Raw genomic sequence first — 20,246 nt, forward strand, 5'->3', positions numbered from 1 at the left:
CACCGTCGACGCTCGCAGGCTCGCCGTCGAGACTCGCGGGCTCGCCGCCGAGGATTGTCCACCGGCCCACGAAGCCCTCAGTCCGGTCGTCGGATCTCGGGTATCGGCCGGTGGACCGATCTGGTTCGCCGGGTCGACGGGGTGCCGGGGGCGGGGGCGGTCTGTCACACCGTCACCAGGTCTTTGAGGTCCTCGTAGCGGGCGTCGCCGATGCCGGTGACCTGGCGGAGGTCGGCCACCGAGCGGAATCCGCCGTGCTCCTCCCGGTGCGCCACGATGCGCTGGGCGAGCACCGGGCCGACCCCGGGCAGTGTGTCGAGTTGCGCCACGGTGGCGGTGTTGAGGTTGACCTTTCCGCCGCCCGGTTGGGCACCGGTGGCTCCACCGGGCGCCCCGGGCGGGCCGGCGCCGGCCGGGCCAGCCCCGGGCGGCGGAGTCACCCCGACCAGGATCAGCTCGCCGTCGGTCACCTTGCGGGCAAGGTTGAGCAACGCCACGTCGACGCCGGGCAACGCGCCGCCGGCGGATTCGAGGGCGTCGGCGACCCGGGCACCGGCGGGCAGGCGTACGAGGCCGGGGCGGCGTACCTTGCCGGCGACCGCGACCACCACCTCGGCGGCGCCGACCGCGGCCCCCGAGGTCGACGATGCGGGCGCGAAGGTCGCCGCCGAGGCGGGCGGGGGCGCGACCGGCTCGGTCCGGGGCCGGGACAGCCAGGCCCAGCCGGCCGCACCGAGCACCACGACGACCGCCACCACCGCGAGGGCCTTCACCCCACGCCGTCCCGGATCGAAGGCGCCGGGACCGGCCGGATCGAAGGCGCCCGGACCGGCGAGCCGCCCCGGCTCCGCCGGTGGGTCCGCCGAGGGGTCTGGTCCGGTGCCGGCGGGAGCGGGTCCGGCGGCCGACCGCTCCGCCGGGATGGCGCGGTCGCCGAGCAGCCGGGAGAGGCGTTGCCGTACCACTGTTTCGTCGTCGTCGGACACCCGGCGAAGGTAGGCGACGCAGAGGGCGTCCCACCGGCCGTGGACCACCGGCTGTGGACAAAGGACGCCAGTGTGGACAACGCCCTGATCAAGCAAAACTGTGCTAGCGCCGCCGCGACCCGGGTCGCCGGCCGACCGCGTGCCGGCCGGCGACCCGACGTCTCAGTTGGGGTTGCCGGCGTGGGTCAGGGTCTCCCAGGCGACGAAGAGATAGTTCGTGCCGGCCGGGCGTTGCCGCTCGGTGAGCTGCTGCGTCCGGGTCATCGGGATGCCCCGACGGTTGTTCAGGGCGTTGAAGGCCACCTCGGTGACCGGGCCGAGCCCCAGGGTCAGGCTGCCGCCGCAGAGCGTCGAGGGTACGGCGTCGCCCAGCTCGTACCTGGCGTGGAAGCCGAGCGCGTGCCGCAGCCGGTCCTGGATCTCCGGGTAGATGTCCTGGCCCTGGTGCCGGAGCGTCTCGGCGACGTGCGAGATGGCCGAGATGCCGTACCCGGTGTGCGTGAAGTCGCGGCAGGTCTCCTGGGAGAGGCCGTCGGAGAAGACCTCCTGGTCGTGCCAGTACGACACGATCTCGGCCCGGGTGTCGATGCTGCTGCCGGCCGGGCCGCGCGGGTACGCCCCGTCGCTGCTCAGGTAGAGGAAGGCCGGCAGCCGGTCGCGGAACTTGCCGACCGCCCGGTCGTAGACGGCCCGGTCCTCCAGGAAGACCGCGATCCCGAGCGAGGCCTCCATCATGCTCAGTTCCCAGTTGCCGTTGCTGGTCGCGTTGCCGTTGATGATCTCGGGCAGGTAGACGTCGCGCAGCATCGCGCCGAACCGGCTGATTCCGGCCGAGGACCAGCCGCCGTAGGTGTACCGGATGATCTCGGCGGCCCGGGGCCAGCTCGACCCGGCCCAGGCGGTCTGCAACGGGGCGTTGCTGTTGGTGTGGTCCCGGATCGTCGCCGACCAGGCGTCCATGATCTGGATCGCCTTCTCCGCGTACCGGCTGTCCTGGGTGATGTACCAGGCCAGCGCCAGGCTGTACGCGGCCAGCGCGTCCTGCCGCTCGTCGGTGCAGCCGTTGTTGGGGTTGGAGTACGAGCCGCACTCGACGACCGCCCGGGGCTTCGGGGTACGGCTCAGCGAGGCGAAGGCGCTGGCCATCATCTGGTCGTAGGCGCCCTTCCAGGGCTGCGCCCCGGCGTTGACCCGGCCTCGGACGAAGTCGAGTTGCGGCCGGCTGACGAGTACGCCCGGGTGGGTGAAGGTGGGTGGCGCGGCGATCCGCACCTCGGCGCCGGGCGGGGCGGCCTGCGCGGCCGGCGCGGCAGCGCCGGGACCGGCGTACGGGACGATCACGGCGGTCGACAGCAGTACTCCGGCGGCGATCATCCGGGACGTTCTGGCGCGGAGACGGGATCTGGACACGCTGCTCCTCCTGCTCGCGGCGTCGGCGGGGGTGACGGACGACCACAATCTCTTAGGAAGGTTTACTGTCCCATAAGATCACCCAGATCGACCCCGGTCAACGCCTACCGGGCAAGAAGCCGCCTTGTCGCGACAAAACCAACAAGGCCGACAACACCAGCAACGCGAACAACCCGGCGCGGCCAGCAACGCCACAAGGCCGACAACACCAGCAGGGCGACAAGACGGGCGCGGCCAGCTACAAGCGGTGCACCACGACACAGACCAGTCCCGGTCCGGTGTGCGTGGCGATCACCGCGCCGGCCTCCGTGACGTAGCTGGCCCGGAGCCGGTCACCGAGGCGCCCGCCGAGCTTCTCCGCCAGTTCGGCCGCGCGCCCGGGTACGGCGAGATGGTGCAGCGCCACCTCGACCTCACCGCTCCCGGCCGCCTCCACGGCGAGGTCGACCAGCCGGGCCAGTCCCCGTCCGGCGGTCCGGACCCGGTCCCGCAGCGCGATGCCGCCGTCCGCCATGTGCAGGATCGGCTTCACCGACAGGGCGGTGCCGAGCAGCGCCTCGGCGGCGTTGATCCGGCCACCGCGCCGGAGGAACTCCAGGGTGTCGACGTAGAAGAAGGTGCTGGTCCGGTCGATGGCGTCCAGCGCCGCCCGGCGTACCTCGGTCAGGCCCGCACCCCGGGCGGCGGCCGAGGCGGCGGCGAGCGCCGGGAAACCGAGACCCATCCCGGTCGACCGGGCGTCGACCACGCTGACCCGGGGACCCAGCTCGGCGGCGGCCAGCCGGGCCGCCTCCACCGTGCCGGAGAGTTCCGCGGACAGGTGTACCGAGACGACGCCGTCGGCCCCCTCGGCCAAGAGCCGGCGGTACGTCTCGACGAACTCCTCCGGCGCCGGCCGGGAGGTACTCATCGCGAACCGCCGGGCGGCCAGCGCCTGGGCCGCGTCGGCCGGCCCGACGTCGACGCCCTCCCGTCCCGGCGTCCCGTCGAGGACGACGATCAGCGGTACGACGGTGAGCCGGTGCCGGTCGGCCAACTCGGCCGGCAGGTAGGCGGTGGAGTCGGTGACGACCGCGACAGGCATTCCGGCACGTTAGCCGATCACCGGCGGCGGAACGACCGGCCGGCCACCGGATCGTGACCCAGCCGGGCGGAGGACCCGCCGGGAGCGGCTCAGACGGGGGCCGGGGCCGGGCCCGGGGCGACCAGGCGGCCGACGTTGTGCCCGCGCAACTGCCAGCCGCGTACCTCGTCGTGCCGCAACTCGGTCCAGTGGCAGTTGTTCAGCGAGCCGACCGACCGCAGCACGGTGGAGTCCCAGCCGAGCAGATAGCCGCAGCCCTGCCGGGCGCCGCCGCCGTGCGTGGCGATCACGACCGTGCCGCCCGGTACGGCGTCGGCGGCCTCCTGCAACGCCGTGCCGACCCGCTTGCCGAGGTCGTCGAGGCTCTCCACCTCGGCGCCCGGATCCGGGTCACCGCTGCGCCAGCGGGCGTGTTCGGCGGGGAAGCGCTGCGCCACCTCGGTCATCAGCAGCCCCTGCCACTGCCCGTAGAACCGCTCCCGGAGCCGGGGGTCGGTGCGGATCGGCAGCCCGGTCAGCGCCGCCAGCGCGGCGGCGGTGTCGGCCGCCCGCCGCAGGTCACTGGCGACGATCGCGTCCGGGCGCAGCCCGGCGAGCAGCGGCGCGGCCTCGGTCGCCTGTTCGCGGCCGAGGTCGTTGAGTGGTACGTCGAGTTGGCCCTGCACCCGGTTGGCGGCGTTCCAGTCCGTGTTGCCGTGCCGCCAGACGATCAGCCGGGTCATTCGGCGATGCCCGCCTCGGCCTCCACCAGGTCCCGGTCGACGAACGGGATCGTCGGGCAGTCCTTCCAGAGCCGGTCGAGCGCGTAGAACTCGCGTTCCTCGCTGTGCTGGACGTGCACCACCAGGTCGACGTAGTCGAGCAGCACCCAGCGGCCCGCCCGCTCACCCTCGCGGCGGACCGGCTTGGCCTTCTCTGGCAGGGCGAGCAGTGCCTCCTCGATCGCGTCCACGATCGCGGTCACCTGCCGCTCGTTCGGCGCGGAGGCGAGCAGGAACGCGTCGGTGATCACTAGCTGGTCCGCCACGTCGATGATGACGATGTCCTGCGCCTTCTTGTCGGCGGCGGCCTGCGCGGCGGCCGTTGCCAGCTCACGGGCGCGGTCGGAAGCTGTCACCATTCTCCTTCGATCAACCGTCGGACCCTTCTAGCCTCTCACACCCGGGGACCGTACGGCCCGGCGGTTAACGAACGATGAGCATGAAACCGGGCGGAATCACCCCCGGTACAGCCTCCGTTTGGCGATGTACTGCACCACACCGTCCGGGACGAGATACCAGAGTGGCCCACCGGCGGCCACCCGGGCCCGGCAGTCGGTCGAGGAGATGGCCATCGCCGGCACCTCGACCAGGCTGACCGTGTCGGCCGGCAGGTGCGCGTCGGAGAGGACGAAACCGGGCCGGGTGACCCCGATGAAATGGGCCAGTTCGAACATCTGGTCGAGATCCTTCCAGGAGAGGATCTTCTCCAGCGCGTCGGCACCGGTGATGAAGAAGAGCTGCACCTTCGGGCCGTACTCCGAGTGCAGGTCGCGCAGCGTGTCGACGGTGTAGGTCGGGCCGCCCCGGTCGATGTCGGCCCGGCTCACCTGGAAGCGCGGGTTCGAGGCGGTCGCGATCACGGTCATCAGGTAGCGGTCCTCGGCCGAGCTGACCGGCTCGTCGGCCTTCTGCCACGGCTGGCCGGTGGGCACGAAGACCACCTCGTCCAGCTCGAACCGGTCGGCGACCTCGCTCGCGGCGACGAGGTGCCCGTGGTGGATCGGGTCGAAGGTACCCCCCATGATCCCTATCCGCCGGATGTCTGCCTCCACGGCTTGATCGTAAGCCGGACGCGCCGCCCGGTCCGGCGAGCATGAGCCAGATCGCATTTTCCGGCCCACCGGAGCGGCCCGGCCCGGCCGGGGCTCAGCGCCGCGCGGCGAGCGCCCGGCGCAGGTCGTCGTCCTCGTCGACCACCACCCGGCGCAGGCCGGAGGGCAGGTCGTCCCGGCCCAGCAGCGCCGCCGCCAGTTCCCGGGTCCGCGCGGAGACGGCGTAGCGCGGATAGGCCAGCGCCGCGACCCGGTCGGCGACCCAGGGGGTACGCCGCCGCGCCGCCGCCGGCATCTCGGCGAAGTACCGCTCCACATAGGAGTCGGTCAGTTCCGCCTGCTCCGGTTGCCAGAACCCGCGCGCCGTCGCCTCCAGCAGCCGGTTCGACAGGCTCGTCTCGCCGACGAGCAGCCGCCAGGCGTGCTCCTTGGCCGCCGGGTCCGGCAGCGCCGCCCGACAGGTGGCGGCCCGCTCCGCCCCGCTGGCACTTCCGTCCTCGGCCTGCTCGGCGGCGACCTCCGGCTCCCCCACCGCACCGAGTACGGCCAGCCGGCCCAGCACCGCCCAGCGCAGCTCGGCGTCGACCGCCAGCCCGTCGGGCACCTCCTTGCCGGCCAGCCAGCCGGTCAGCCGGGCCACCTCGACGGTCGAGGAGATCCAGCCGCGCGCCGCGGCGAGCTGCCCCGAACCGCCGGGCGGGGCCACCGCGAGCAGCCGCGCGCAGGCCCCGGCGAGCTGCTCCAGCGCGGCCGGCCGGACCTCCGGCTGGAGATGGCGGTCGAGCAGGTCGCAGGTCCGGGCCAGCACGTCCTGCACCACGACCACCTCGGTCTCGGCGGGCAGGGCGGCCACCACCAGCGCCACCAGGTCGGCGACCGGCCGTTCCCCGTCGGTCACCGCGTCCAGCGCCTCCGCCCAGAGCAGCGCCCGGGTCAGCGGATCGGCCAGCTCGGGCAGGGCCGCCGGCACGGCGGCGACGGAGGCGGCGTCCAGGCGTACCTTGGCGAAGGTCAGGTCGCCGTCGTTGGGCAGCAGCAGCCGGGCCGCCGGCTGACCGGTCAACCCGGGCAGCACCGTACGGCCGCCGTCCGCCGCCGGGTCGAGGTCCACCTCGACCCGGTCCCGCAACCGCAGCGCGGTCCCCCCGCCGGCCGGGTCGGGATCGTAGAGCCCGACACCGATCCGGTGCGGGCGCAGCACCGGATGCTCCGGCGGGGCGGTCTGCACCAGGGCGACCTCGGCGTAGTGCCCGTCGTCGCGCAGCCGCACCTCGGTGCGCAGGGTGTTGAGCTGCGGCTGCCGCAGCCACACCGCCGCCCAGCCGGCCAGGTCGCGGCCGCTGCCGGCGGCGAGCGCGGCGAGCAGGTCGGCGAGGGTGGCGTTGCCGAACCGGTGCGCGGCGAAATATCCCCGCAGCCCGGCCAGGAAGGCGTCGTCGCCGAGCCAGGCGACGAGCTGGCGGAGCACCGAGGCACCCTTGGCGTACGAGATGCCGTCGAGGTTGGCCAGCGCCTCGGTCGCGTCGGCCACCTCCGTCGGCGCGACGGGATGGGTGGAGGGTCGCTGGTCGGCGGCGTAGCCCCAGGCCTTGCGGCGCAGCGCGAACGTGGTCCACGCCCGGTCGAACCGGGTCGCCTCGGCGGTGATCCGGGTGCCGAAGTACTCGGCGAACGACTCGTTCAGCCACAGGTCGTCCCACCAGCGCAGGGTGACCAGGTCGCCGAACCACATGTGCGACATCTCGTGCGCGATGCTGTTCGCCCGCTGTTCCCGCTCGGCGTCGGTCACCGCCGACCGGGGCAGGAACTCGTCCCGGAAGGTGACCAGGCCCGGGTTCTCCATCGCACCCATGTTGAACTCCGGCACGAACGCCTGGTCGTACTTGCCGAACGGGTAGCGCACCCCGAAAAGCCGGTGCAGCCGGTCCAGGCACTGCCGGGTGACGGTGAGGATCTCCTCGGCGTCCCGGTCCAGGTGCTCGGTGAGCGAACGCCGGCAGTAGAGGCCGAGCGGGATACCGTCGTGCTCGGCCCGGCGCACCGCGTACGGGCCGGCGACCAGTGAGACGAGGTAGGTGGCCAGCGGCGGGGTCGGGGCGAAGACCCACCGCCCGGCGACCGGCCCGCTGTCGAGCCGCCCGTTGCCGGCGACGATCCACTCCTCCGGCGCGACGACGGCCAGGGTCACCGGCGCCTTCAGGTCGGGCTGGTCGAAGCAGGCGAAGATCCGCTGGGCGTTGTCCATCCCCGACATCGCGTAGAGGTAGGTCTCGCCGTCGGCCGGGTCGACGAAGCGGTGCAGCCCCTCGCCGCTGTTCGAGTACGCCATCTCCGCCTCGACCACCAGCGTGTTCTCGGCGGCCAGCCCGGTCAGCGGGTACTGGTTGTCGTCCAGGGCGGCCGGGTCCAGCGCGGCGCCGTTGAGTCGTACCCCGAGCAGTCGAGCCGGCCTGACCTCGACGAACGTCCCGGCCCCCGGCGTGGCCGCCCGGAACCGGACCGTGGTGGTCGACCGGAACCGCTCCGCCGACCCGGTGAGATCAAGTTCGATGTCGTACGACTCCACGGTGAGCAGGGCGGCGCGTTCCGCCGCCGCTACCCGGGTCAGGCTCGGCATCCGCTTATCCTGCACGATGGGTCCGCGGACGGTTCGGTCCCGGCCAGATCACGCTATGGAGGAACCGACGATGGCGCAGCACCCCAAGGGTGATTTCGACCTGTCCCGCGCCGTGTGGCAGCGGGCCGAGGGCGACGACTCCGAGGGCGCGGTCGAAATCGCGTTCGTCGACGATCTGATCGGCATGCGCAACTCCGCCGAACCGGACGGTCCGGTGCTGGTCTTCACCCAGGCCGAGTGGGACGCCTTCGTGGCCGGCGCCCAGGACGGCGAGTTCGACCTCGACTGACCGGGGCGGCGCAGCGGGCGGCTGCGCACCCCGGGCGGCCGTGTGGCGGCGGCCGGCCGGTCGGGTGGAACCGGTTCGCCCGACCGGACAGGCACTCTCCGATGATCCGCTGAGGCGGTGCGTCGTGATCCGGGCGGCATCATCCCCATACATCAGATGACGTACGGTTAGCCCGTAGTCACGAGATGCTCACTCCGGGCGGGACCGGGCTGCCGCGCCCCGCCCCTCCCCCTAGCGTGACAGGTCCTTTGTGCACCCGGTCCCGGACCGGCGCGAAGGTCGCACCGTGCACTGCTTGGAGCTGCGCCAAGTTGGGGGAACGAATGCCATCTTCCGCACGACCGTCACCGGTCAACCGCCTACTACGGACAGGAGTCGCGGTCGCGCTGGTCGCGGCGCTGGCCGCACCGATCTCCGGTACGGCACCCGCCGCCGCCGTGGTGCTGCCGACCGGCTTCCAGGAACAGGTCGTCTTCACCGGCCTGAACCAGCCGACCAATATCGAGTTCGCCCCGGACGGGCGGGTCTTCGTCGCCGAGAAGGGCGGCCGGATCAAGGTGTACGACGACCTCGCCGACACCACCGCCACCGTCTTCGCCGACCTGTCGGCGAACGTGCACAACCAACACGACCGGGGACTGCTCGGGCTGGCCCTGCACCCGGACTTCCCGACCCAGCCGTACGTCTACGTGCTCTACGCCTACGACGCCCCGCCGGGGCAGACCGCGCCGTACTGGAACGACAACTGCGCCTCGGTCGGCGGTACCAACGGCGGGCGGTGCATCGTCACCGGCCGGCTCTCCCGGCTGACCGCCGCCGGCAACACGATGACCGGCACCGAGCAGGTCTTCATCGACGACTGGTGCCAGCAGTACGCCAGCCACGCCACCGGTGACCTGCGGTTCGGTGCCGACGGGATGCTCTACGCCACCGCCGGGGACGGAGCCAGCTACGACCTGGTCGACTACGGCCAGCTCGGCACCCCGCCGAACCCCTGCGCCGACCCGCCCGGCGGCACGATGTCCCCGCCGACCGCCGAGGGCGGCGCGCTGCGCTCCCAGGACTCCCGGACCACCGCCGACCCGACCAGCCTGGACGGTACGGTGCTGCGGCTCGACCCGCTGACCGGCGCCGCCGCCCCCGGCAACCCGTCGGCGGCCAGCCCCGACCCGAACACCCGACGGATCGTCGCGCAGGGGCTGCGCAACCCGTTCCGGTTCACCATCCGGCCCGGCACCAACGAGGTCTGGGCCGGTGACGTCGGCTGGACCCGGTGGGAGGAGGTCAACCGGGTGGTCGACCCGACCGCCTCGGTCACCAACTTCGGCTGGCCGTGCTTCGAGGGCGCCGGCCGGCAGAGCGGCTACGACAGCGCCAACCTCGACATGTGCGAGAGCCTCTACAGCGGTGCCGGGCAGACGGCGCCGTTCTACACGTACGACCACGCGGCCCGGGTGGTGGCCGGGGAGGCGTGTCCGACCGGCAGCTCGTCGGTCTCGGGTGCCGCCTTCTATCCGGCGGCCGGCGGCAGCTATCCGGCCGAGTACGCGGGCGCGCTCTTCTTCTCCGACTACTCCCGGGACTGCATCTGGGCGATGTTGCCCGCCGCACCCGGTGGGCTGCCGGTGGCGAGCAGCCGGCGTACCTTCGGCAGCGCCGCCGCCAATCCCGTCGACCTGGCCATGGGGCCGGGCGGTGACCTCTACTACGTCGACCACGCCGGTTCGGTACGCCGGATCCGCTACTTCCCCGGCAACCAGCCGCCGGTCGCCTCCATCGCCGCCTCCCCCACCTCCGGGACGGCGCCGCTGACGGTGAACTTCGACGGCACCGGCTCCTCCGACGCGGACCCGGCCGACGCCGGCCGGCTGCGCTACGAGTGGGATTTCACCAACGACGGCACCGTCGACGCCACCACGGCGACGGCGACGTACACCTATCCGGCCGGCGGCCCGTACACCGCCCGGCTGACCGTCTACGACACGCTGAACGCCTCCGGCACCCAGACGGTGCCGATCCAGACCGGCAACAGCATGCCGACCGCGGTGATCGACAGTCCGGGCGGCGACTTCACCTGGGCGGTCAACGACACGATCAGCTTCACCGGGCACGCGACCGACCCGGACCAGGGCACCCTGCCGGCCAGCGCGCTGCACTGGCGGATGCTGCTGCACCACTGCTACACGCTGGACAACTGCCACATCCACACGTTGCAGGACTTCACCGGCGCCAGCGGCAGCATGTTCGGGCCGGACCACGAGTATCCGTCCTATCTGGAGCTGGTGCTCACCGCCACGGACAGCGGCGGGCTGTCGCACAGCACCAGCGTGCGGCTCGACCCGAAGACCGTCGACCTGACCTTCAACTCCAGCCCGCCGGGTCTGCAACTGGTCTTCGGGGCGACGGCCCAGGCGGCGCCCTTCACCCGTACCGTCATCCAGGGGTCCAGCAACACCGTCAGCGCGGTCACCCCGCAGACCCTCGGCGGCGTGCCGTACGTCTTCGGTTCCTGGTCCGACGGCGGGGCGCAGACCCACGTGATCACCGCCCCGACGACCCCGACCAGCTACACCGCCACCTACAACCCGCAGTCCGGCAGCACCCGGCTGCCGCAGTCGGCCTGGACCGTGGCCGGGGCGGACAGCCAGGAGACGCTCCTGGTCAACGGCCGGGCCAACAACGTCCGGGACGGCAGCAGCTCGTCGATCTGGCACACCCAGCGGCTGCTCTCCAACCCGGCGCACCCGCACTGGATCGACCTCGACCTGGGCAGCGCCCGGACGGTCAACCGGCTGTACTACCTGCCCCGGCAGGGCTCGAACACCGGCGGCCGGATCACCGGCTACGAGGTGTACGTCTCGAACAGCCGGAGCAGTTGGGGCACCCCGGTGGCCACCGGCACCTTCCCGAACAGCGCGGCGGAACAGACGGTGACGATCCCGCCGACCAGCGGCCGGTACCTCCGGCTCCGCGCCCTCGGTGAGGTCAGCGGCAACCGGTGGACCTCGGTGGCCGAACTCAACGTCGGTGTGGTGCCGACCGGCTGACCCGTCGAACCGGCTCCCCGGCGAGCGCCGGTGACGGCTGACGACCGTCGCCGACCGCTCGCCGGGAGCCGCCCGGCACCAGCCCGCCGACCGGGGCGCGGCGGACCTCCCACCCGGCGCACCGGCCCTGCTACCGTGGAGGTGTGCGGATGACCTCGAACGGTTGGTGGCTGCCCTGACGGGCGGCCCGCGCATCCGCGTACCCGAACAACAGCCAGCGGCCGCCCTCCGGGCGGCCGTTTCGCATGTGCTCACCCGGGGGCGACCGCCACACCGGTAAGGAGCACCTGTCATGGCCCCGAGCACCGCACTTCCGGCAGCCACCGCACTCGCCCCGAACGCACCGGCACTGCGCCGGATCACCGGCCTCAAACCAACCGGCCACCTGCACCTGGGCAACCTGGTCGGTGCGATCCGGCCGATCGTCGCCGGCCAGTACCGGGCCGAGACGATCGTCTTCCTCGCCGACCTGCACGCGCTCACCGTGACCCACCAACCGGCGCAGATCCGGGCGCTGACCCTGGAGCAGGCCACCGTACTGCTCGCCGCCGGCCTCGACCCGGACCGGGCGCTGCTCTACGTGCAGTCACAGGTGCCGCAGCACACCGAACTGCACTACCTGCTGGAGTGTGCCACCGGCTACGGCGAGGCGCACCGGATGATCCAGTTCCGGGAGAAGTCGGCGCGGCACGGGCAGGTCCGGCTGAGCCTGCTCAGCTATCCCGTGCTGATGGCCGCCGACATTCTGCTGCACGACGTGCAGGAGGTGCCGGTCGGCGACGACCAGAGCCAGCATCTCGAACTCACCCGCGCCGTGGCGACCCGGTTCAACACCCGGTACGGCGACACCTTCACCATCCCCCGGGCGGTCCATCCGACGGTGTCGGCCCGGCTGATGGACCTGGCCGACCCGACCGCCAAGATGGGCAAGACCAGCAGCAGCGAGGCCGGCACCGTCTTCCTGCTCGATCCGCCCGAGGTGATCCGCCGCAAGGTGCTGCGCGCCGTCACCGACCCGGGCCGGACCGTCGAGTACGACCCGCAGCGCCGGCCCGGCGTGGCGAACCTGCTGGAGATCCTGGCGACCTGCCTGGGCGGCTCCCCCGCCGACCTGGCCGCCGGGTACGGCTCGTACGCCCAGTTGAAGAACGCGGTCGCCGAGGCGGTCGAGGCGATGCTCCGGCCGATCCGACTCCGCTACACGGAACTCGCCCGCGATCCGGGCTATGTCCGGCGGGTACTCGCCGACGGCGCCGACCGGGCCCGCGACAACGCCACCGACACCGTCCACCGGGCGAAGCGCGCGCTGGGGCTGCTGCCCTGAGGGCTACCCCAGCGAGACTGTGGCCTCGGCCCGTCCGGGCAGCCGCTCTCTCCCCGAGGTGGCCGGCTGCCGCTTCTCGAAGCAGACGCTGTAGGGGTTGCTGGTGTATTCGCCGTAGGCGGGGATCTCCACGTAGCCGGAGGAGAGGTAGAGCTGGATGGCGCCGGGGAGGTAGCTGCCGGTCTCCAGCCGCAGTACGGTCTGCCCGGCCCGCAGGGCCAGTTCCTCGAGCGCGCCGAGCATCTGCCGGGCGAGGCCCTGACCCCGGTGGGCCGGCCGGACGTACATCCGCTTGACCTCGGCGGTGTCCCGGTCCAGCGTCTGGATCGCCCCGCAGGCCACCGCCCGGCCGGCGATCACGCCCACCAGGTAGCGGGCGTCGTCGTGCGGCATGAACACCTGCCCGTCCAGACCGCCGTCGGCTTCCCGAAGCTCACGCTGCTGGGCCACCACCAGGGCGGCCAGCTCGGGATCCGACGACGAACGCGACTCGATCAGCACACCGCCGACGGTAACCACCAGGCGTTTCGTCGAGGTTTCGGCCAAGTGGACCCGATACGCCGACGCAGCGAACTAATCCGCCTACGACGCAGCTAACTAGTCCACGTCCGGCACAGCGAACTAGTCCGCGTCCGGCGCCGTGCCGCTGTCGGGCCGCTGCACGGTGCCGTCCGGGGTCGGGTCCGGGGTCGCCTCCTCCGGCGGCCGCTGCCGACGGGCCTTGCGGGCGGCGAGCCGCTCGGCCGCGGTCGGCCGGGTAACCTTCTCGGCCAGCCGGCTGTCGGTGCCCCGGGCACTCGGCACGTACTCGGCACCGGCGTAGAGCGTCGGCTGCCAGTCGAACTCCCGCTCCCCGATCCGGACCAGGCTGCCCGGCTCCGCACCCGCCTTGGCGAGCTGCTCCTCGACACCGAGCCGGGCCAGCCGGTCGGCCAGGTAGCCGACCGCCTCCTCGTTGTCGAAGTTGGTCTGCTTGACCCAGCGCTCCGGCCGCTGCCCGCGTACCACGTACGCGCCGTCCGGCGCCGTCTCGATCGTGAAGCCGGCGTCGTCGACCGCGACCGGCCGGATCACGATCCGGGTCGGCTCCAGGTCGGGCGCCACCGCCCGGGACTGCTCGACCAGCTCCGCCAGCGCGAAGGTCAGCTCGCGCAGCCCCTCCCGGGTCACCGCCGAGACCTCGAATACCCGCAGGCCACGGGCCTCGATGTCGGGGCGGACGATCTCGGCGAGATCCCGCCCGTCCGGTACGTCGATCTTGTTGAGTACGACCAGCCGGGGCCGGTCGGCCAACCCGCCGTACTCGGAGAGCTCCGCCTCGATGGCGTCGATGTCGGCCAGCGGATCGCGCCCCGGCTCGGGGTTGGCCGCGTCCACCACGTGCACCAGCACCGCGCAGCGCTCGATGTGCCGGAGGAACTCCAGCCCGAGCCCCTTGCCGGTGGCGGCACCGGGGATCAGGCCCGGCACGTCGGCGACGGTGAAGGTGTGCTCGTCGACCCGGACCACGCCGAGGTTCGGCACCAGCGTGGTGAACGGGTAGTCGGCGATCTTCGGCTTGGCGGCCGAGAGGACCGAGATCAGCGAGGACTTGCCGGCCGACGGGAAACCCACCAGGCCGACGTCGGCCACGCTCTTGAGTTCGAGTACGACGTCGAGCCGGTCCCCCGGCTCGCCCAGCTCGGCGAAGCCGGGCGCCTTGCGCCGGGCGTTGGCCAGCGAGGCGTTGCCCCGACCGCCCCGACCGCCCCGGGCCACCTCGAAGGTGGTGCCGGCGCCGACCAGGTCGGCCAGCACCGTGCCGTCCATGGCGTGCACGACCGTGCCGTCCGGGACCTTGAGCACCAGGTCGTGCCCGTTGGCACCGTCCCGGTTGGAGCCGGCGCCGCCCTTGCCGTTCTCGGCCTTGACGTGCGGCCGGAAGTGGAAGTCGAGCAGGGTGTGCACCTGGGGGTCGACCACCAGGGACACGCTGCCGCCGTGTCCGCCGTTGCCGCCGTCCGGCCCGCCGAACGGCTTGAACTTCTCCCGGTGGATCGAGACGCAACCGTGCCCGCCGTCACCGGCCTGCAGGTGCAGTACGACCCGGTCAACGAACGTCGTCACGCTGCAATCCTTTCATCGGCGCCGACCGGCGGCGCCGGATACGGCACAGGTCGGTCGCCCGGCCGGACGGCCGGGCACGGTCGACCGGTGCCCGAGAAACGGCGGAGCGGGCCCGGACACCAGGTCCGCGGCCCGCTCCGCCGGAAAAGCTGACGTTACCGCTCGGACGGCACGATGCTGACGACCTTGCGGCCGCGCTTGGTGCCGAACTGGACCGCACCGGCGGCCAGCGCGAAGAGCGTGTCGTCGCCACCGCGACCGACCAGGTCACCGGGGTGGAACTTGGTGCCCCGCTGCCGAATCAGGATCTCGCCGGCGCTGACGACCTGCCCACCGAACCGCTTGACGCCGAGTCGCTGCGCCGCGGAGTCGCGACCGTTCCGCGAGCTGGACGCACCCTTTTTGTGAGCCATCTGAGGACGACCTGTCTTTCCGCTGGGGCTTACTTGCCGTTGGAGATGCCGGTCACCTTGACCTGGGTCAGCGGCTGGCGGTGACCCTGGCGCTTGTGGTAGCCGGTCTTGTTCTTGAACTTGTGGATCCGGATCTTCGGACCCTTGGTGTGTGCGGCGATCTCGCCGGACACCGCGACCTTGGCCAGCTGCGCGGCGTCGGTCACCAGGTTGTCCCCGTCGACGAGGAGGACGGCGGCGAGCTTGATCGCGTCGCCGGGCTGGCCGACCAGCTTCTCGACCTCGATCACGTCGCCCTCGGCGACCTTGTACTGCTTGCCGCCGGTCTTGACGATCGCGTACATCGGACGCGGACTCCCTGTCGTTGAGGCTGCGGGTGGTTGTTCGCGACGGTCCGCTCGACCGCACGGGAGGTGCGGGGCGGGCACGCGAGAACGTGGCGCGTAATCAGCGCCGCAGGTTAGCGTACGCCATGACGGGCCGCTCACCCAAACCGGGCCTGCCGATCGGCCCGGGCGGCGGGGGCGGTGACCAGGCTCGTCACCCTCCTCGGCGCTGCCGGGCCGGTCGGGATCAGCTCGGGCAGAGCACGTCCAGCCGCTGCTGCAACTGCTGGAGCTTGTTCTCGTCGACCGACTCGACGCTGGCCTTCATCGTGCCGACCTCGGTCGCGATCTCGGCGAGTACCGTCTTGAGCCGCTCGTCGGTGGCCCGGGCGGACTGCTCCCGCATCGCCGCGCCCCAGGTCTGCAACGCCGCCTCCGCCTTGCGCTGGGCCGCCTGCGCCCCGGCGGTGTCGCCGCTCCCCGCCGCCTGGAGCGACTTGCCCAGTTCGGAGACGAAGGTCTGCACGGAGGAGGTGGCCGCCTTGGTGGCCGCCGCGCAGACCTCCTTGCCGTTGCCGCCGGCCGGGCTCGTCTCCACCGGCGGTGACCCGGCCGGACCGCCCGGGCTGGCGCCCGGCGTCGCGGTGGCCGACGACGACGGTACGCCGGCCGACGGGCCGCCGGAGGGCCCGGGCCCGGCGACACCGTCCCGCTCACCCGAGCAGCCGGCGGCCGCGAACAGCGCGGTGGCGATAGCGGCGGTCACCAGCAGGCGTCGCATGATCTTCTCCTGTCGGGGGGCGGCCGGTCCCGAGCGGGGCGGTGCCGACGGTGGTCGGACGCCCGGCCCGGGATCGCGAGGGAGTGAGCCCAGCCTAGCCACCAGCGGCGTCAGCGGAGCAACCGTCTCCGCCGACGGCGCCGAGTCAGGGCCGGGTGCGGCGGCGGGTACCGCCACGTCGGGCCCGGCGACGACCGCCGCCGATCTCCGCGCCCTCGCCCTCCGCGTCCAGGTCACCGGTGTCCTCGATCCCGTCCGGGTCACCGGCCCCGGCCAGTCGCATCGACTCGGCCGGTGCGGCCTCGACGACGTCGCCGACCTCGGGGGTCTCCGCCTCGTAGCGGGACAGGTCGTACCCCATGGTGTCCTCGTACTCCGAGACCTCGACGACGACCCGCTCCGGCGCGGCGGCCTTGCGGCCCCGGCGCCGACCGCCGCCGGCCGGTGCCTCCGAGGCCGGGGCGGCGGCCGGTGCCGAGGTACCGGTGGCCGAGGCGACCGCCTTCACCTTGTCTCCCGCGCCCGGGCGGGACTTCTCCGGCACCGGCTCGGTGTGGATGATCACGCCACGGCCCTTGCAGCAGTCGCAGGTCTCGCTGAACGCCTCCAGCAGCCCGGCACCGATCCGCTTCCGGGTCATCTGGACCAGGCCGAGCGAGGTGATCTCGGTCACCTGGTGCTTGGTCCGGTCCCGGCCCAGGCACTCGGTGAGCCGGCGCAGCACCAGGTCCCGGTTCGACTCCAGCACCATGTCGATGAAGTCGATCACGACGATGCCGCCCAGGTCACGGAGGCGGAGCTGCCGGACGATCTCCTCGGCCGCCTCCAGGTTGTTCCGGGTGACCGTCTCCTCCAGGTTGCCGCCGGCACCGGTGTACTTGCCGGTGTTGACGTCGATCACCGTCATCGCCTCGGTACGGTCGATCACCAGGTGACCGCCGGAGGGGAGGAAGACCTTCCGGTCCAGCCCCTTGAGGATCTGCTCGTCGATCCGCCGCTCGGCGAAGACGTCCGCCGTACCGGTGTGCCGGCGCAGCCGGGGCACCAGGTCGGGCGAGACGTGCGAGAGGTAGGACTCGACCATGTCGTACGACTCGTCGCCCTGCACTACCAGCTCGCGGAAGTCCTCGTTGAACAGGTCCCGGACCACCCGGATCACCAGGTCGGGCTCCTCGTAGAGCAGCACCGGGGCGCCACCCTCGGCCGCCTTCGCCTGGATGTCCTCCCACTGCGCCTGGAGCCGCTTCACGTCCCGGGCCAGCTCGTCCTCGCTGGCGCCCTCGGCGGCGGTCCGGACGATCACTCCGGCACCGTCCGGGACCAGCTTCTTCAGGATGTCCCGCAGCCGCTTGCGCTCGGTGTCGGGCAGCTTGCGACTGATCCCCGAGGCGTTGCCGTGCGGCACGTAGACCAGGTGCCGCCCGGAGAGCGCGATGTGGCTGGTCAGCCGGGCGCCCTTGTGCCCGATCGGGTCCTTGGTGACCTGCACCAGCACCGAGTCACCGGAGCGCAGCGCCTGCTCGATCGAGCGGGCCCGCCCCTCCAGGCCGGTGGTGTCCCAGTTGACCTCTCCGGCGTAGAGCACGGCGTTGCGGCCGCGCCCGACGTCGACGAAGGCCGCCTCCATGCTGGGCAGCACGTTCTGCACCTTGCCGAGGTAGACGTTGCCGGCCATCGTGCCGGCGGAGGCGCGGGTGACGTAGTGCTCGACCAGCACCCCGTCCTCCAGTACGGCGATCTGGGTCCGGTCGCCGCGCTGGCGTACCGCCATCACCCGGTCGACCGCCTCCCGGCGGGCCAGGAACTCCGACTCGCTCAGGATCGGCGGCCGGGTACGCCGCTGCTCACGACCGTCCCGGCGGCGCTGGCGCTTGGCCTCCAGCCGGGTCGAGCCGGAGACGCCCTGCACCTCGTCCACGCTCCGGCGGGGCTCGCGGATCTTGATGACCGTGGGTACGCCGTCGTCCGCCGCGCCGTCGGTCTCCCCGGCGCCCTTGCGCCGACGTCGGCGGCGGCGTCGGGTGACCCCGTCGCCGGCCTCGCCGTCCTCGTCCTCGTCGTCGTCGGCCCCCTCCTCGGCCTGGGCCGCCGGCTCGTCGCCCTCCTCGGAGTCCTCGACGTCGTCGGCACCGCCCTTGCCCCGGCCCCGGCCCCGGCGGCCGCGTCGCCGCCTGCGCCGGGCCGCCGCGCTCTCCTCGTCCTCGTCGGCCTCGACGTCGGAGTCGGTGACGTCGGCGGCCTCCTCGTCAATGACCGCCTCGACCTCGGCCTCGACCTCCGGCACGGCGGGCTCGGCGGCACGCCGGCCACGGCGACGCCGTCGGGCGCCCTCGACGGGCTCGACCGGCTCACCCTCGGCCTCGACCTCGGTCGGTCGGGTCGCCGCAGCGGGCTCGACCGCCGCACCGACCCGGGCCGGCGGGGTCTCCGGCTCGGGAGCCATGAACAGCACGGTCGGCGCGGAGAGCGCCGCGCGGCGCCGACGCCCACGGGGCGTCTCCTCGGCCACCACCTCGGCCTCGGCCTCGGCCGGGCCGCCGGCCGCCGGCAGGCCGGCTCCGCCGGTCAGTTCGGGGGCGGCCGGGGCGCCGACGTCGGACCCGGTCACCGGGACCTCGCCGGCCGCCGCCGGGGCGCTCTCGACGGCCTGCGGCGGGGCGACGGCCGCGTCGGTCGGCTCGGCCGGCGGCGCCGCCTTCTTCCGGCGGGTACGCGTCACCTTCACCGGCGGTACGGCTTCGATCGCGGCCGCGTCGTCGGCACCGGCGGCGGAGGTACCCGGGTCGACGGCCGCGGCCGACTCGCCGGCCGGAAGTCCGGTGTCGTCCTTCTTCTCCGCCGTGGTGGCCTTGCGGCGTCGCCGGGTCGCCTTCGGGGCGGGCTCGATGTCGGCGGCCACCGGTGCCAGCACCTCGGCGTCGGGCGCCTCTCCGCTGGTGGTCCGGGCCGTGCTGGGCGCCTCGGCCGGTACGCCGGTCGGCGCCGGTTCACTGGACGGGCTGGAGGTGCGGCGCCGGGTGGTACGCCGACGAGCCGGCGCCTCGGCGCCGCCGCTCTCCGCGCCGCCGCTCTCCGGGCTGCCGCCTCCGGCGCCCGTGCTACCGGTGTCGCCGGTGTTGCCGCTTGCGGTGGTGGCGTCGACGGCCGGCTCAGCGCCGGTCCGGTCTCCGCCCTCTGGCTCGTTCTCGAGCATGGACGTTCTCCAGTTCTGGCTTCCCCGGGCGCGGGTGAGCGCTGCCACGCAGGGTTGCCGCAAAGTATTTCCGGTGACGCGTCAAGGTGACCGGGTCGCCGAAGTCTGCCTACCTGACCGCCGGCCGGGCTTCCGGCTGGCGTTCGCCGATGGCGGTCCCGTCGCGATCCGCCTCCAACGGATCCACGATCTCCCCCTGCGTGGTCAGCGTGCCCTGTGCCAGCCGGGTCGCCCTCGGCGGCACCGGCGGCTCCAGGTCGGCCACCACGCGGAGGCCGGAAAGGACGTCATCGGGCCGTACGGACGGGGTGACCTGCCGTACGACCACTTCGAGTATCGCACACGGTACGCCCGCGACCCCGGAAGGTGCCTCGGTCCTCTCGATCACATCGATGGTCGTGACGGCGGCACGGGTGTCGAAGACCCGTCGTCCCTGCTTGGTCATCCGCTCGACCAGCACCTCGGAGGCGGCCAGAAAGGTCGACACGGCGGCACGGAGGACATCCGGCGCGACACCGGGCAGTTCGATCCGCCAGCGGGAGGCGTCGATCCGGTCGGCGAGGCTGCCGCCGCCGGCCACCACCGCGTCGAGTACGTCGAGTCCGGGCGAGAGCACGCCGTCCAGGGCGATCCGCAGCTCGGTAGGGTCCACCGGCCGCTGGAGCCCGATCTCCAGGTACTCCGCCTCGCTGGCCACCCCGGTCGGGGCCGCGCTGGCGTAGGAGATCTTCGGATGCGGGGTGAAGCCCTGCGAGAACGCCACCGGTACGCCGGCCCGGCGCAACGCGCGCTCGAAGGCCCGGGCGAAGTCCCGGTGTGAGGTGAACCGCAGCGGACCGCGTTTGGCGTACCTGATG

Annotated in this window: 17 protein-coding genes; 3 read left to right on the forward strand and 14 right to left on the reverse strand. The window is 72.9% G+C overall.

The genetic code is table 11. The features are described 5' to 3' along the window. Nucleotides 1-164 precede the first annotated feature (164 nt). The 7 genes from C6361_RS31735 to pepN form a co-directional block, all read right to left on the reverse strand. The gene (locus tag C6361_RS31735) at nt 165-986 is read right to left on the reverse strand and encodes a ComEA family DNA-binding protein (RefSeq protein ID WP_107271305.1); all 822 of its coding nucleotides are present in this window, start codon (nt 984-986) and stop codon (nt 165-167) included. A gap of 162 nt (nt 987-1,148) precedes the next feature. Continuing rightward, nucleotides 1,149-2,396, reverse strand: a complete 1,248-nt coding sequence (locus tag C6361_RS31740) for an alginate lyase family protein (RefSeq protein WP_234359146.1) — start codon at nt 2,394-2,396, stop codon at nt 1,149-1,151. Between the two features lie 238 nt (nt 2,397-2,634). Then, a complete protein-coding gene (locus C6361_RS31745; RefSeq protein ID WP_107269988.1) occupies nt 2,635-3,480 on the reverse strand; it encodes a DegV family protein in 846 nt (281 codons plus the stop codon). 89 nt (nt 3,481-3,569) lie between these two features. Continuing rightward, nucleotides 3,570-4,202: a histidine phosphatase family protein gene (locus C6361_RS31750; RefSeq protein ID WP_107263307.1), complete on the reverse strand. Its 633-nt coding sequence runs from the start codon at nt 4,200-4,202 to the stop codon at nt 3,570-3,572. Further along, the gene (gene rsfS / locus C6361_RS31755) at nt 4,199-4,597 is read right to left on the reverse strand and encodes a ribosome silencing factor (protein ID WP_107264537.1); all 399 of its coding nucleotides are present in this window, start codon (nt 4,595-4,597) and stop codon (nt 4,199-4,201) included. Before rsfS ends, C6361_RS31750 begins: the two co-directional genes overlap by 4 nt. 99 nt (nt 4,598-4,696) lie before the next feature. Beyond that, complete coding sequence (gene nadD, locus C6361_RS31760) at nt 4,697-5,293, reverse strand: nicotinate-nucleotide adenylyltransferase (protein ID WP_107269989.1); 597 nt, start codon at nt 5,291-5,293, stop codon at nt 4,697-4,699. A gap of 94 nt (nt 5,294-5,387) precedes the next feature. Then, on the reverse strand, nt 5,388-7,910 hold the full coding sequence (gene pepN / locus C6361_RS31765; protein WP_107269990.1) for an aminopeptidase N: 2,523 nt from the start codon (nt 7,908-7,910) through the stop codon (nt 5,388-5,390). Nucleotides 7,911-7,980: 70 nt separating this feature from the next. Here pepN and C6361_RS31770 point away from each other — a divergent pair, with 70 nt between their 5' ends. From C6361_RS31770 to trpS, 3 genes are all read left to right on the forward strand, one after another. After that, nucleotides 7,981-8,199, forward strand: coding sequence for a DUF397 domain-containing protein (locus C6361_RS31770; protein WP_101371446.1), 219 nt, complete (start codon nt 7,981-7,983; stop codon nt 8,197-8,199). Between the two features lie 323 nt (nt 8,200-8,522). Then, on the forward strand, nt 8,523-11,246 hold the full coding sequence (locus tag C6361_RS31775) for a PQQ-dependent sugar dehydrogenase (RefSeq protein ID WP_107269991.1): 2,724 nt from the start codon (nt 8,523-8,525) through the stop codon (nt 11,244-11,246). Nucleotides 11,247-11,538: 292 nt separating this feature from the next. Further along, nucleotides 11,539-12,570 (forward strand): tryptophan--tRNA ligase, encoded by a 1,032-nt coding sequence (trpS, locus tag C6361_RS31780; protein WP_199853139.1) that lies wholly within the window; start codon nt 11,539-11,541, stop codon nt 12,568-12,570. A 3-nt stretch (nt 12,571-12,573) separates the two neighbouring features. Here trpS and C6361_RS31785 read toward each other — a convergent pair whose 3' ends face one another. The 7 genes from C6361_RS31785 to C6361_RS31815 all read right to left on the reverse strand — a co-directional run bounded on the left by C6361_RS31785 (nt 12,574) and on the right by C6361_RS31815 (nt 20,245). Continuing rightward, entirely contained in the window at nt 12,574-13,071 is a 498-nt protein-coding gene (locus C6361_RS31785; protein ID WP_107271307.1) for a GNAT family N-acetyltransferase, read from the reverse strand. 120 nt (nt 13,072-13,191) lie between these two features. Then, nucleotides 13,192-14,676 (reverse strand): GTPase ObgE, encoded by a 1,485-nt coding sequence (gene obgE, locus C6361_RS31790; protein ID WP_107269992.1) that lies wholly within the window; start codon nt 14,674-14,676, stop codon nt 13,192-13,194. Between the two features lie 155 nt (nt 14,677-14,831). Then, nucleotides 14,832-15,089 carry a 50S ribosomal protein L27 gene (rpmA, locus tag C6361_RS31795; RefSeq protein WP_101367567.1) on the reverse strand — a complete coding sequence of 86 codons (258 nt, stop codon included), beginning with the start codon at nt 15,087-15,089 and terminating at the stop codon, nt 14,832-14,834. A 29-nt stretch (nt 15,090-15,118) separates the two neighbouring features. Beyond that, nucleotides 15,119-15,433, reverse strand: a complete 315-nt coding sequence (gene rplU, locus C6361_RS31800) for a 50S ribosomal protein L21 (RefSeq protein ID WP_101367568.1) — start codon at nt 15,431-15,433, stop codon at nt 15,119-15,121. Between the two features lie 229 nt (nt 15,434-15,662). Then, nucleotides 15,663-16,196, reverse strand: coding sequence for a hypothetical protein (locus C6361_RS31805; RefSeq protein WP_107263313.1), 534 nt, complete (start codon nt 16,194-16,196; stop codon nt 15,663-15,665). A gap of 145 nt (nt 16,197-16,341) precedes the next feature. Next, nucleotides 16,342-19,389 carry an Rne/Rng family ribonuclease gene (locus tag C6361_RS31810; protein WP_107269993.1) on the reverse strand — a complete coding sequence of 1,016 codons (3,048 nt, stop codon included), beginning with the start codon at nt 19,387-19,389 and terminating at the stop codon, nt 16,342-16,344. Nucleotides 19,390-19,498: 109 nt separating this feature from the next. Beyond that, nucleotides 19,499-20,245 carry a TIGR03936 family radical SAM-associated protein gene (locus C6361_RS31815; protein WP_107264539.1) on the reverse strand — a complete coding sequence of 249 codons (747 nt, stop codon included), beginning with the start codon at nt 20,243-20,245 and terminating at the stop codon, nt 19,499-19,501. Nucleotide 20,246: the final 1 nt, after the last annotated feature.

This window comes from Plantactinospora sp. BC1, from assembly GCF_003030345.1.
Taxonomy (GTDB): domain Bacteria; phylum Actinomycetota; class Actinomycetes; order Mycobacteriales; family Micromonosporaceae; genus Plantactinospora.

What these genes read in the sequence shown, in the direction of transcription:
- C6361_RS31745 (WP_107269988.1), bottom strand. Translation starts at nt 3,480, where the DNA reads ATGCCTGTCGCGGTCGTCACCGACTCCACCGCCTACCTGCCGGCCGAG.
- C6361_RS31750 (WP_107263307.1), bottom strand. Translation starts at nt 4,202, where the DNA reads ATGACCCGGCTGATCGTCTGGCGGCACGGCAACACGGACTGGAACGCC.
- pepN (WP_107269990.1), bottom strand. Translation starts at nt 7,910, where the DNA reads ATGCCGAGCCTGACCCGGGTAGCGGCGGCGGAACGCGCCGCCCTGCTC.
- C6361_RS31770 (WP_101371446.1), top strand. Translation starts at nt 7,981, where the DNA reads ATGGCGCAGCACCCCAAGGGTGATTTCGACCTGTCCCGCGCCGTGTGG.
- C6361_RS31775 (WP_107269991.1), top strand. Translation starts at nt 8,523, where the DNA reads ATGCCATCTTCCGCACGACCGTCACCGGTCAACCGCCTACTACGGACA.
- trpS (WP_199853139.1), top strand. Translation starts at nt 11,539, where the DNA reads ATGGCCCCGAGCACCGCACTTCCGGCAGCCACCGCACTCGCCCCGAAC.
- rpmA (WP_101367567.1), bottom strand. Translation starts at nt 15,089, where the DNA reads ATGGCTCACAAAAAGGGTGCGTCCAGCTCGCGGAACGGTCGCGACTCC.
- rplU (WP_101367568.1), bottom strand. Translation starts at nt 15,433, where the DNA reads ATGTACGCGATCGTCAAGACCGGCGGCAAGCAGTACAAGGTCGCCGAG.
- C6361_RS31805 (WP_107263313.1), bottom strand. Translation starts at nt 16,196, where the DNA reads ATGCGACGCCTGCTGGTGACCGCCGCTATCGCCACCGCGCTGTTCGCG.
- C6361_RS31810 (WP_107269993.1), bottom strand. Translation starts at nt 19,389, where the DNA reads ATGCTCGAGAACGAGCCAGAGGGCGGAGACCGGACCGGCGCTGAGCCG.